Below are 12447 nucleotides of genomic sequence, written 5' to 3'. Positions count from 1 at the left end.
GAATACTATGAGTCTGAATTTCCTAGATTTTGAACAGCCTATCGCAGAGCTGGAAGCGAAAATCGATTCCCTGACTGCAGTAAGCCGTCAGGATGAGAAACTGGATATTAACATCGATGAAGAAGTGCATCGTCTGCGCGAAAAAAGCGTAGAGCTGACGCGCAAAATCTTCGCCGATCTTGGCGCATGGCAGGTAGCCCAGCTGGCGCGCCATCCACGTCGTCCCTATACCCTGGATTATGTCCGCCTGGCTTTCGACGAGTTTGACGAGCTGGCAGGCGATCGCGCCTACGCTGACGATAAAGCTATCGTTGGCGGTATTGCGCGTCTTGATGGTCGCCCGGTGATGATCATCGGCCATCAGAAAGGCCGTGAGACCAAAGAGAAGATCCGTCGTAACTTTGGTATGCCGGCGCCGGAAGGCTACCGCAAAGCGCTGCGCCTGATGGAAATGGCTGAGCGTTTCAAAATGCCGATCATTACCTTCATCGACACCCCTGGCGCCTATCCGGGCGTTGGCGCGGAAGAGCGCGGCCAGTCGGAAGCGATTGCCCGCAACCTGCGTGAAATGTCGCGTCTGAGCGTGCCGGTTATCTGCACCGTCATCGGCGAAGGCGGCTCCGGCGGCGCGCTGGCGATTGGCGTAGGTGATAAGGTCAACATGCTGCAGTACAGCACCTATTCGGTTATCTCGCCGGAAGGCTGCGCGTCTATTCTGTGGAAAAGCGCGGATAAAGCGCCGCTGGCCGCGGAAGCAATGGGTATCGTTGCGCCGCGCCTCAAAGAGCTGAAGCTGATTGATTCCATCATTCCGGAACCGCTGGGCGGCGCCCACCGTAACCCGGAAGCGATGGCGGCGAGCCTGAAGGCACAGCTGTTGGCCGACCTGGCTGACCTGGATACTCTCAGCGAAGAAGAGCTGCGTAACCGCCGCTATCAGCGTCTGATGAGCTACGGCTACGCCTGATTATTCAGCATCATATTTTCTCTAAGGGGCCGGATTTCCGGCCCCTTTTTTTATCATTTTTTTTCTGAGGCAAGATGATGCGCCAATGAGGTGATGTGATTAGCCGATGATGTCCTTCTCCCGCGACACTGCGCTAACTGCCGGGGACAACGCCTGGGCAGACCGTTCACAAGGAAAAGGAGAATAATATTATGGCAATTCATAAAACTGTCGCCTTGAGCGCCGTGGCCGCAGGGATCATGTTAAGTCTGAGCGCCGCACAGGCCGCGCCGCTGCTCAGCGCTACTGAAGCCACCACCATGACAGCCAGCGAGCTGGCGGCAAAAGAAAAAGCATTAACCGATTTTCCATTAATGGATGCGGTGAAGTCTTCCATTCGTACCCTCGATAACGCTTCAGTCGAAAAGATTGAGCCTGGCAGGGCGGCTAACCCGGAAAACGTTAAACGCGTCGAAGGCATGCTCAGCGAGCAGGATTGGGATTATCTGTTCCCGATGCGCGCGCCGGAATATACCTACAGCAACTTCCTGAAGGCGATCGGTAAATTCCCGGCGGTCTGCGGCACCTACACCGATGGCCGTGACAGCGATGCTATCTGTCGTAAATCGCTGGCCACCATGTTTGCCCACTTCGCCCAGGAAACCGGCGGCCACGAAAGCTGGCGCGATATCCCGGAATGGCGCCAGGCGCTGGTCTATCTGCGTGAAGTTGGCTGGACCGAAGGACAAAAAGGCGGCTATAACGGCGAATGTAACCCGGATGTCTGGCAGGGACAGACCTGGCCTTGCGGTAAAGATGCCGATGGCGATTTCCTCAGCTACTTTGGCCGAGGGGCTAAACAGCTCTCCTATAACTACAACTACGGCCCGTTCTCCGAGGCAATGTATGGCGACGTCCGCCCGCTGCTGGATAAACCTGAGCTGGTGGCGGACTCATGGATGAACCTCGCCAGCGCGGTCTTTTTCTTTGTTTATCCGCAGCCGCCGAAACCTTCCATGCTGCACGTCATTGATGGCACCTGGCAGCCGAACGATCGTGATAAGAGCAATGGCCTGGTGCCGGGGTTTGGCGTGAGCATCCAGATCATCAACGGCGGCGTCGAGTGCGGCGGCGCAACGGAAAACGCCCAGTCGCTTAACCGTATTGCCTATTACAAAGAGTTCGCCAACTACCTCAAAGTGCCTATTGCCGATGATGAAGTGCTGGGTTGTAAGAACATGAAGCAGTTTGATGAAGGCGGAGCCGGCGCGCTGCCCATCTACTGGGAACAGGATTGGGGATGGGATCCGAACAGCGCAGACGGCAAAACCAATGCCTGCCAGCTGGTGAGCTATCAGACACCGTACAGCGCGTTCAAAGAGGGGGATTACAGCAAATGCGTTCAGCATTACTTCAACGTGACCGTGGTTGATGATGCGGGCAGCGATGGCGCGTCTGATAAGACAGATGACACGACACCAGCGCCTCAAGTGAACGTCGCGCCGGTGGCGCGTATTGCCGGCCCGGTGGGCGCTGTTGAAGCTGGCAGCCTGGTGTCGCTGAGCGGGGAAGGGTCTACCGATGCTAACGGCGACAAGCTGAACTATCGCTGGATGTCGCAGGATGGACAGACGTTAAGCGGCGCGGATAAAGCGGTGATCAATTTCAGCGCCCCACAGAGCAGCGATAAAGATGCCCAGTATGTGGTTAGCCTGACCGTTAGCGATGGCAGTTTATCCAGTACGGCCACCTATACTCTCAATGTGAAGGCGAAGGCGGCGGATGAAGCGAAGGATGAGCCGGCTGGCGACAGCGGCGCCATCAGTTATCCGGCGTGGAGCGCCAGCCAGAGCTGGAAACCGGGTGATATCGTCAATAACCACGGCGCGCTTTTCCAGTGTAAACCGCTGCCGGAAGGGGCCTGGTGCAACGTAGCGCCAACCTACTACGAACCGGGCGCAGGTCTGGCCTGGGGAGATGCGTGGAAGGCGCTGTAATTATCGTTTTACTCTGATTCAGGACTAAGATAAATCCGCCAGTGCTAAGCACTGGCGCGATTGATATTATGCTTACCTTAGGTAAATCCAGGAGGAAAGCGTGAATATCATCGCCATCATGGGGCCCCACGGCGTCTACCATAAAGACGAACCGATCAAAGAGCTGGAAGCCGCTCTGCGGAAGCAAGGATTCCAGACTATCTGGCCGCAAAACAGCGCCGACCTGCTGCAGTTTATCGAACACAATCCGCGCATCTGCGGCGTTATCTTCGACTGGGATGAGTACAGCGTTGATTTATGTAGCGATATCAATCGTCTGAACGAATACCTGCCGCTGTATGCTTTTATCAATACGCACTCGACGATGGACGTCAGCAGCCAGGACCTGCGCATGGCGCTATGGTTCTTTGAATATGCGCTGGGGCTGGCGGAAGATATCGCTACTCGTATTCGTCAGTATACCAACGAGTATCTGGACAACATCACGCCGCCATTTACCAAAGCGTTATTTAACTATGTGCAGGAGGGAAAATATACCTTTTGCACTCCCGGACACATGGCGGGAACCGCCTACCAGAAAAGCCCGGTCGGCTGCCTGTTTTATGATTTCTTCGGCGGTAATACGCTGAAGGCTGATGTTTCTATCTCCGTTACCGAACTGGGGTCGCTGCTGGACCATACCGGCCCGCATCTGGAAGCGGAAGAGTATATCGCCCGCGCCTTTGGCGCCGAGCAGAGCTACATGGTGACCAACGGTACCTCGACTTCAAATAAAATTGTCGGCATGTATTCGGCGCCTGCCGGCAGTACGCTGCTTATCGATCGTAACTGTCATAAATCGCTGGCGCATCTGCTGATGATGAGCGATATCGTGCCGCTATGGCTAAAACCGACGCGTAACGCGCTGGGGATCCTCGGCGGCATTCCGAAACGGGAATTTACCCGCGACAGCGTCAAGCGCAAAGTTGAGACAACTCGCGGCGCGCAGTGGCCGGTGCATGCGGTGATCACCAACTCCACCTATGACGGCCTGTTGTATAACACCACCTGGATTAAACAGACTCTCGACGTGCCGTCGATCCACTTTGATTCCGCCTGGGTGCCTTATACCCACTTCCACCCGATTTATCAGGGCAAAAGCGGCATGAGCGGCGACCGCGTACCGGGGAAAGTGATCTTCGAAACCCAGTCGACGCATAAAATGCTGGCGGCGCTGTCGCAGGCTTCGCTTATCCATATTAAAGGCAGCTACGATGAAGATACCTTCAATGAAGCCTTTATGATGCATACCTCTACCTCGCCAAGCTATCCGATCGTCGCCTCGATAGAGACCGCGGCGGCGATGCTGCGCGGTAACTCCGGAAAACGCCTGATTCAGCGCTCCATCGAGCGTGCGCTGCACTTCCGTAAGGAGGTGCAGCGCCTGCGTGAGGAGGCTGACGGCTGGTTCTTTGATATCTGGCAGCCGGAAGAGGTTGAGGAGGCGCAGTGCTGGCCGGTTTCGCCGGGAGAAACGTGGCACGGTTTCCAGGATGCCGATGCCGACCATATGTTCCTCGATCCGGTCAAAGTCACCATTCTTACGCCGGGGATGGACGAGCAGGGCAATATGGCGGAAGAGGGGATCCCGGCGGCGCTGGTGGCGAAATTCCTCGACGAGCGCGGCGTGGTGGTGGAGAAAACCGGGCCGTACAATCTGCTGTTCTTGTTCAGTATCGGTATTGATAAAACCCGGGCGATGGGCCTGCTGCGCGGCCTGACCGAGTTTAAACGCGCCTACGATCTCAACCTGCGGGTGAAAAATATGTTGCCGGATCTCTATGCCGAGGATCCGGACTTCTACCGCAATATGCGCATCCAGGATCTGGCGCAGGGGATCCACCGCCTGATCCGCCAGCATCAGCTCTCACAGCTGATGCTGCGGGCCTTTGACGTGCTGCCGGAGATGAAAATGACTCCGCATCAGGCCTGGCAGCGACAGATTAAGGGCGAAGTAGAAACCATCGAACTGGAGAATCTGGTGGGGCGTATTTCGGCAAACATGATCCTGCCGTATCCGCCTGGCGTGCCGCTGCTGATGCCGGGCGAGATGATCACCGAAGAGAGCCGCGCGGTGCTCGACTTCCTGTTGATGCTCTGTTCGATCGGTCGCCACTACCCAGGTTTTGAAACCGACATCCACGGGGCCAAACGCGACGAAGACGGCGTCTACCGTGTACGAGTCTTAAAAAATAATTAGGGGCTTGCGCGGCGGCGGGCGGCGCGAGTAACGTGTTGGGCTTCAACAGGAGGAGAGCAACCATGCTGGGTTTAAAACGAGTTCACCATATTGCCATCATCGCGACAGATTACGCGAAGAGCAAAGCGTTCTATTGCGACATCCTCGGGTTTACGCTGCAGAGCGAGTTCTACCGCGCCGAGCGTGATTCGTGGAAGGGCGACCTGGCGCTGAACGGCGAGTATGTCATCGAGCTGTTTTCGTTCCCGTTCCCTCCTGCGCGCCCCAGCCGTCCGGAGGCCTGTGGTCTGCGCCACCTGGCGTTTAGCGTCGACGATATTGATGCCGCGGTTGCGCATCTGCAGGCGCACGGCGTCGCCTGCGAGGCTATCCGCATCGATCCGTTTACCGATAAGCGCTTCACCTTCTTCAACGATCCCGACGGCCTGCCGCTGGAGATTTACCAACAGTAATACTTGCCAGAACCAGCCCTGGCGCGTAACGTGCCGGGCTATCTCTTCTTAGCTGCGTACGCACGATCATGACGCCGGATATTGCCTCATCGCTTCGACCATATCGTCAGTTTCTGCTGGCCTTCAGCGGCGGCCTGGACTCAACCGTCCTGCTGCACCGGCTGGTACGCTGGCGCCAGCGCGAGCCAGCGATTCAGCTGCGCGCGATTCACATTCACCACGGCCTGAGCGCCAACGCTGACCATTGGGTTGAGCATTGCGAACAGATTTGCCAGCAATGGCAGGTACCGTTACAGGTGGTGCGCGTGACGCTGGCGGATGAGGGGTTGGGGATCGAAGCGCATGCTCGCCAGGCGCGCTATCAGGCTTTCCGTGAGGCGCTGCTGCCAGGCGAGGCGTTATTGACGGCACAACATCTCGACGACCAATGCGAGACCTTCCTGCTGGCGCTTAAGCGCGGTAGCGGCCCGACCGGCTTGTCGGCGATGGCCGCCAGTAGCGAGTTCGCTGGCGGAAAATTGCTGCGTCCGCTGCTCAATGAGAGCCGTGAATCCCTGCATCAATGGGCGCTGACTCATCAACTGCGGTGGATTGAAGACGAAAGTAATCAGGACGATGCGTACGATCGTAACTTTCTGCGTCTGCGGGTGGTTCCGCTGCTGAGCGAGCGCTGGCCGCATTTTGCCGAGGCTGTCGCCCGCAGTGCCAGCTTATGTGGCGAACAGGAACAGTTGCTCGATGAAATGCTGTCGGCAGAACTTGCCGCGCTGGTTGATGAGCGTGGTTCTCTGGCGATAGAACCGCTGAGCGCGATGAGCGCGCCGCGTCGTGCGGCGTTGCTGCGCCGCTGGCTGGCTTCCCAACAGGCGCCGATGCCGTCGCGCGAAATGCCGGAGCGCATCTGGCAGGAAGTGGCGCTGGCGCGTGAAGACGCCGCGCCTTGCCTGCGGTTAGGCGGTTTTGCCGTTCGGCGCTACCAGCAGCGCCTGTTTTGGGTCAAGCATCTGGCAAGCCTGGCGGAACGGGAAATACCCTGGGGCGATGCGACTAAAGCGCTGACGCTACCGGAAGCGCTGGGAGAACTGGCATTGCAGTCCGGCGGGCCGCTACGCGCGCCACGCGCGGATGAGTCGGTATCGATACGTTTTCGCGCCAGCGGTAATCTGCACATTGTTGGGCGTCAGGGTGGCCGTAAGCTTAAGAAAATCTGGCAGGAAATGGCGGTCGCGCCCTGGCGTCGCGACGCCACGCCGCTGCTGTTTTATGGCGAAACCTTGATTGCCGCAGCCGATGGGCTGTTTGTCACCAGAGAGGGGCAAATACAGGAAGGCGAAGGGTTACAGCTGATATGGCGGAAAACGGGCGGCTAAGCCGCCCGGTGGGCTTCAGGATTCGCTGACCACCACGGTGCCGATTTCCGGGTGGCTGAAACTGGCGATTTTATCCAGGCGTAGCTCGCGGACGTTACCGGCAAATTCTACCACCAGATACTCGACATTTTTACGCGAGATAAGATCGCTCGCTTTGGCCTGTAGCTGTTCACCATCTTTCAGGGCCAGCGCCAGCACCAGGTGATGCTGGCAGGCAAGTTCGAGGTTGTCATAATCATCGCAGTTAATGGGTTGATAAGTATCATTCATTGACATAATCGCTCACCAATAAGTTTGCCGCCGCATAAGCGGCCTTTTCCCTGACTGACTCCGAAAGGGCCTGATCCGCCGCAACCTCATTTAATACTTTCAACACGCAGCCCAGCGCATCCGGGATATACCCTAAGTCTCCGCTGGCTATTTCCGCATACCGCTTGCGTATTAACTCACAATATTGATCCACATGCCCTCCTGTCAGCGTTCTGACTTAACCGTGGGATGCAAGTTTAAGCCTACGAAGATAAACTCTGTTTAGCAAGGTGACTATACCATAGTCATCTAAGCAATATCAGCAGGATGAAAGGAGTACCTGCGATTGCCGACAGCCTTTTGTCGCCAGTTTCGCTACAATGTACGCCATTTTTTTCAGGAGTTTATTCATGGCGCTGAAAGCGACGATTTATAAAGCTGTGGTTAATGTTGCCGATTTAGATCGCAACCAGTTTCTGGATGCTAACCTGACGCTGGCGCAACATCCCTCAGAAACCCAGGAGCGTATGATGCTGCGTCTGCTGGCGTGGATTAAATATGCCAACGAACGTCTGCAGTTTACCCGCGGGTTGTCCTCGGATGATGAACCGGAGCTGTGGCAGTTGAACGACCATTTGGGTGTTGATCTGTGGATTGAGCTGGGGCTGCCGGACGAGAAGCGCCTCAAGAAAGCCTGCTCGCGGGCGCAGGAGGTGGCGCTGTTTGCCTATAATAGCCGGGCGGCTGAAATCTGGTGGCAGCAAAATCAGAACAAGCTTGCGGCGTATCCGAAGCTGACTATCTGGTATCTTGATGATACGCAGCTGGCGCAGCTAAGCGCTTTTGCCGATCGCACTATGACGCTGCAGGCAACCCTGCAGGACGGCGGTATCTGGTTATCTGACGATCGGAATAATCTGGAAATTCATTTAACGGCCTGGCAGCAGCCGGCATGATAACGATTAGCCGCAGCGTTTCCATCCCGGATGAGGAGATCTCGCTTACCGGGGTCCGCGCACAGGGGGCGGGCGGTCAGCATGTGAATAAGGCCTCGACGGCGATTCACTTACGTTTTGATATTAAAGCATCGAGCCTGCCTGAGTTTTATAAAGAACGCCTGCTCGCCGCCAGTCACCACTTAATTTCTGCTGACGGTGTGGTTATCATTAAGGCTCAGGAATATCGTAGCCAGGAGATGAACCGCGAAGCGGCGATCTCGCGACTGGTTACGCTGATAAAAGAATTAACCGCAGTGCAAAAAAGCCGCCGGGAGACGCGACCGACTCGGGCGTCAAAAGAGCGACGACTTGCCTCCAAGGCGCAAAAGTCCTCAGTCAAAGCGCTGCGTGGGAAGGTTCGCCATTGAGCGGCGTGGCGGACGGGTGGAATGGATTATAAGGAATTCACAGTGAAGAAAATTGTATTTTCGCTCGCAGCGGCCTGTTCGCTCTTTGCGCTGTTTGGCTGCAATCATCGCGCTGAGGTGGAGACGGTTCAGCCGGCGGCGATGGAAGAGCTGAAACCGATGCAGCAAAGCTGGCGCGGTATTTTGCCTTGCGCGGATTGCGAAGGGATTGAGACCTCTTTGTTCCTTGAGAAAGATGGCACCTGGGTTATGAACGAACGTTATCAGGGCGTTAGCCGCGAGCCGTCATCTTTCGCTTCATATGGTACCTGGGCGCGTACCGCCGATAAACTGGTATTGACCAACAGCAAAGGCGAGAAATCTTACTATCGGGCGAAAGGCGACAAGCTGGAAATGCTCGATCGCGACGGCAATCCGATTAAATCAACGCTGAATTATACGCTTGAGCCTGTGAAGGCCAGCCTGCCGACGACGCCAATGGCGATGCGCGGGATGTATTTCTATATGGCGGATGCGGCAACCTTTACCGATTGCGTGACCGGTAAAACGATCGCGGTCGCGAATAACGCCCAGCTTGAGCGCGATTATGCCGCCGCGCGCGGTACCGATACTCGTCCGGTGCTGCTGGTGGTTGAAGGACATTTCACCCTTGAAGCAAACCCGGATACCGGCGAGATGATGAAAACGCTAATGACGGATAAAGACAGTAAATTTATTCCGGGTAAAGACTGCGGTAATTAATTCTTGCAGTTGCTATAAAAAAGGCCTCGCTATTGCGAGGCCTTTTAGCTTTTAAGGGGAAATTAACCCTTAATCTGCTGCACCAGGTAATTCACGATATCCCCGGTCTTAATCAGCTGCTTCTCGCCGTTGCGACGATGTTTGTATTCGATATCATCGTTGTCGAGGTTACGGTCGCCGAGCACGATGGTGTGAGGAATACCGATCAGCTCCATATCGGCGAACATCACGCCCGGACGCTCTTTACGGTCGTCCATCAGCACGTCGATGCCATGCGCACGCAGCTCGGCGTACAGCTTCTCGGCCAGCTCCTGCACGCGATAGGACTTGTGCATGTTCATCGGCAGAATAGCGACCTGGAACGGCGCGATGGCGTCCGGCCAGATAATCCCGCGATCGTCAAAGTTCTGCTCAATAGCGGCGGCCACTACGCGGGTCACCCCAATACCGTAGCAACCCATGGTCAGAATCTGGTTACGGCCATCTTCGCCCTGCACCGCGGCATTCATTGCCTGAGAGTACTTGGTGCCCAGCTGGAAGATGTGGCCGACTTCGATACCGCGTTTGATAAGCAGGGTACCTTTGCCGTCCGGGCTCGGGTCGCCGGCAACGACATTACGAATATCAGCAACTTCCGGAGTCGCGACGTCGCGATCCCAGTTAATGCCGAAATAGTGTTTGCCATCGATGTTAGCGCCGGCGGCGAAATCGCTCATGGCCGCGACGGTACGGTCGATAACCACCGGAATCGGCATGTTAACCGGACCGAGAGAACCAGGTCCCGCGTTAACGATAGCGCGGATCTCTTCTTCGCTGGCGAAGGTCAGCGGGCTCGCGACCTGCGGCAGTTTTTCCGCTTTCACTTCGTTGAGCTCGTGATCGCCGCGTACCAGCAGGGCGACCAGCGGGTAGCTGCTATCTTCCACCGCTTTCACCAGCAGGGTCTTCACGGTTTTTTCGATTGGCAGATTGAACTGCTCAACCAGCTCGGCGATGGTTTTCGCGTTCGGCGTGTCTACCAGCGTCATTTCTTGCGTCGCGGCGGCGCGCGGCTCTTTCGGCGCGACGGCTTCGGCAAACTCAATGTTCGCCGCGTAGTCGGAGCTATCAGAGAAGATCACGTCATCTTCGCCGCTCTGCGCCAGCACCTGGAACTCATGAGAAGCGCTACCGCCGATCGAACCGGTGTCAGCCTGTACCGCGCGGAAATCCAGCCCCATACGGCTGAAGATTTTGCTGTAAGCGGTATACATCGCGTCGTAGGTTTCCTGCAGCGATTCCTGAGAGGTATGGAAAGAGTAAGCATCTTTCATCAGGAACTCACGGGAGCGCATCACGCCGAAACGCGGGCGGACTTCATCGCGGAACTTGGTCTGAATCTGATAGAAGTTCAGCGGCAGCTGTTTATAAGAGTTCAGCTCGTTGCGAATCAGGTCGGTAATGACCTCTTCGTGAGTCGGGCCGAGAACGAACGGGCGATCGCCACGATCGGCAATGCGCAGCAGCTCAGGGCCATATTGCTCCCAGCGACCGCTCTCCTGCCACAGTTCAGAAGGCTGAACTACCGGCATTAACACCTCGATAGCACCGGCGTTGTTCATCTCTTCACGCACGATGTTCTCGACTTTTTTCAGAACGCGCACGCCGGTCGGCAGCCAGGTGTACAACCCTGAGGCCAGCTTGCGGATCATCCCGGCGCGCAGCATCAGCTGATGGCTGATGACTTCGGCGTCGGCAGGTGTCTCCTTCAGAGTGGAGAGCAGATATTGGCTAGTACGCATGTTGTTACGGTTCCATTTGGACGATCGGAACAGGCTGGAGAGCCAGCCTGAAACAAAAAAAGTGGTTTAGTTTACCAGTGTGGCAAAGATGCCAAAAGAGAGGAAAATAAAATTAGCGCGGTTCGAGAGAAAAGACTTCAAAACCGTAGGGGATTACCCGCCAGCGCACGTTGAAATCGAGCAGCCAGACGGCGTAGGTTTTCCCTGCTTCTTCCTCTTTACGATAAGCCGGACGCGGATCCTGCGCCAGTACTTCACGGATAAACGCTTTGATATGCGGGTAGCGTTTTTCCAGCGTCAGTAACTGTGCTTCTATTTCCGGCGTAAAGCTGACATTCATGCCTGCCAGCGGCGCCTGCTGCGCATAGCTGGCGCTGGCGTCCGGCAGGGCTTCGGCAAAGGGAAGATAAGGTTTGATATCAACCACCGGCGTACCGTCCACGAGATCGAGGCTGCCAAGTTCCAGTATCACCTGATCCTTCTGGCAGCGAACGCCTTTTAGTTCAACCAGCGACATGCCGATAGGGTTGGGGCGAAACGTCGAGCGGGTTGCAAAGACGCCCATGCGTGCGTTGCCGCCAAGGCGGGGAGGGCGCACGGTCGGACGCCAGCCGCCAGCCATGGTCTGATGAAAGACAAACAGGACCCACAGATGGCTGAAGTTTTCCAGCCCACGCACGGCGTCAGCCTGGTTATAAGGCGCGAGCAGATGCAGCTCTCCGCCGCCGTGTTCAACCAGGCCTGGCTGGCGAGGAACGGCAAACTTCTCTTTATACGGCGAGCGGATGACGCCTATCTGCGCGAACTGAAATGCACTCATTGTGCCGAGACGTTAAGCGCTGAACCCAGGCAAACGGCCTGACGGTAGCAGCCTGGCGTACCGCTGGTCACTTCGCAGCTGTGCAGCAGCACGGCGTTGGCCTTCATTTTGGCCGCGTTGATTTGCATGCGTTTACGGGCGGTCGGGATATTCGGCGGGGAGTCCTGGTTTGAAGCCTGGCATGATTCGCCGCTCACTTCACCCAGATCGCGGAAGGGTTTGCCTACCAGCGCGGCGGCATCGGTATAGATTCTGACCGGCGCGGGACGTGAGACTTTTGGTTTAGCCGTTTCCGTCTGGACTGGCGTGGTTGCGGTGCTTTTAACAGGCTCAACGGGGGATCTGCTTAGCATAGAACAACCGCTTAACATGAGTGCTAACAAACAGACCGGTAAAGCACGCATAGTATTTCCTCAATGAATTATAAACAGGGCGCTATTGAATCAGGTGCTTGCATAAATGACAAGACGGGCATAAAGCCCGTCC

At 56.3% G+C, this 12447-nt stretch carries 13 protein-coding genes; 8 read left to right on the top strand and 5 right to left on the bottom strand.

Annotated elements, in window-relative coordinates; genetic code table 11:
• Positions 1-7: 7 nt before the first annotated feature.
• The 5 genes from accA to tilS all read left to right on the top strand — a co-directional run bounded on the left by accA (position 8) and on the right by tilS (position 7004).
• Positions 8-967, top strand: coding sequence for an acetyl-CoA carboxylase carboxyl transferase subunit alpha (gene accA / locus ABLV66_RS20575; protein ID WP_045390153.1), 960 nt, complete (start codon positions 8-10; stop codon positions 965-967).
• Positions 968-1158: 191 nt separating this feature from the next.
• A complete protein-coding gene (locus tag ABLV66_RS20570; RefSeq protein WP_348877006.1) occupies positions 1159-2943 on the top strand; it encodes a glycoside hydrolase family 19 protein in 1785 nt (594 codons plus the stop codon).
• A 100-nt stretch (positions 2944-3043) separates the two neighbouring features.
• Positions 3044-5182: a lysine decarboxylase LdcC gene (locus ABLV66_RS20565; protein ID WP_045390157.1), complete on the top strand. Its 2139-nt coding sequence runs from the start codon at positions 3044-3046 to the stop codon at positions 5180-5182.
• Between the two features lie 62 nt (positions 5183-5244).
• Entirely contained in the window at positions 5245-5634 is a 390-nt protein-coding gene (locus ABLV66_RS20560; RefSeq protein ID WP_015704453.1) for a VOC family protein, read from the top strand.
• Positions 5635-5702: 68 nt separating this feature from the next.
• Positions 5703-7004 (top strand): tRNA lysidine(34) synthetase TilS, encoded by a 1302-nt coding sequence (gene tilS, locus ABLV66_RS20555; protein WP_348877005.1) that lies wholly within the window; start codon positions 5703-5705, stop codon positions 7002-7004.
• A gap of 15 nt (positions 7005-7019) precedes the next feature.
• Here tilS and rof read toward each other — a convergent pair whose 3' ends face one another.
• Positions 7020-7280: a Rho-binding antiterminator gene (gene rof / locus ABLV66_RS20550; RefSeq protein ID WP_348877004.1), complete on the bottom strand. Its 261-nt coding sequence runs from the start codon at positions 7278-7280 to the stop codon at positions 7020-7022.
• On the bottom strand, positions 7267-7467 hold the full coding sequence (locus ABLV66_RS20545) for a YaeP family protein (protein WP_015368145.1): 201 nt from the start codon (positions 7465-7467) through the stop codon (positions 7267-7269). The genes rof and ABLV66_RS20545 overlap by 14 nt, the downstream gene beginning before the upstream one ends.
• A 196-nt stretch (positions 7468-7663) precedes the next feature.
• Between ABLV66_RS20545 and ABLV66_RS20540 the strand changes: the two genes are divergently transcribed.
• From ABLV66_RS20540 to nlpE, 3 genes are read left to right on the top strand one after another with little or no spacing between them, the layout of a single operon-like run.
• Complete coding sequence (locus ABLV66_RS20540) at positions 7664-8209, top strand: YaeQ family protein (RefSeq protein ID WP_045390165.1); 546 nt, start codon at positions 7664-7666, stop codon at positions 8207-8209.
• Positions 8206-8619: an alternative ribosome rescue aminoacyl-tRNA hydrolase ArfB gene (arfB, locus tag ABLV66_RS20535; protein WP_045390167.1), complete on the top strand. Its 414-nt coding sequence runs from the start codon at positions 8206-8208 to the stop codon at positions 8617-8619. Before ABLV66_RS20540 ends, arfB begins: the two co-directional genes overlap by 4 nt.
• Before the next feature lie 42 nt (positions 8620-8661).
• Complete coding sequence (gene nlpE / locus ABLV66_RS20530; RefSeq protein WP_072251482.1) at positions 8662-9360, top strand: envelope stress response activation lipoprotein NlpE; 699 nt, start codon at positions 8662-8664, stop codon at positions 9358-9360.
• Positions 9361-9422: 62 nt separating this feature from the next.
• On the opposite strand, the gene proS is transcribed toward nlpE, so the two are convergent.
• The 3 genes from proS to rcsF form a co-directional block, all read right to left on the bottom strand.
• Positions 9423-11141 carry a proline--tRNA ligase gene (gene proS / locus ABLV66_RS20525; protein WP_047065175.1) on the bottom strand — a complete coding sequence of 573 codons (1719 nt, stop codon included), beginning with the start codon at positions 11139-11141 and terminating at the stop codon, positions 9423-9425.
• Between the two features lie 112 nt (positions 11142-11253).
• Positions 11254-11961, bottom strand: coding sequence for a tRNA (N6-threonylcarbamoyladenosine(37)-N6)-methyltransferase TrmO (tsaA, locus tag ABLV66_RS20520; protein ID WP_047065174.1), 708 nt, complete (start codon positions 11959-11961; stop codon positions 11254-11256).
• A complete protein-coding gene (gene rcsF / locus ABLV66_RS20515) occupies positions 11958-12365 on the bottom strand; it encodes an envelope stress sensor lipoprotein RcsF (protein WP_015704458.1) in 408 nt (135 codons plus the stop codon). Before rcsF ends, tsaA begins: the two co-directional genes overlap by 4 nt.
• Positions 12366-12447: the final 82 nt, after the last annotated feature.

This window comes from Klebsiella sp. CN_Kp073, from assembly GCF_040065495.2.
In the GTDB taxonomy this organism is placed as follows: domain Bacteria; phylum Pseudomonadota; class Gammaproteobacteria; order Enterobacterales; family Enterobacteriaceae; genus Klebsiella; species Klebsiella aerogenes.
The sequence above is the reverse complement of the archived record's forward strand: the minus strand, read 5'-3'. Positions and strand labels throughout refer to the sequence as shown.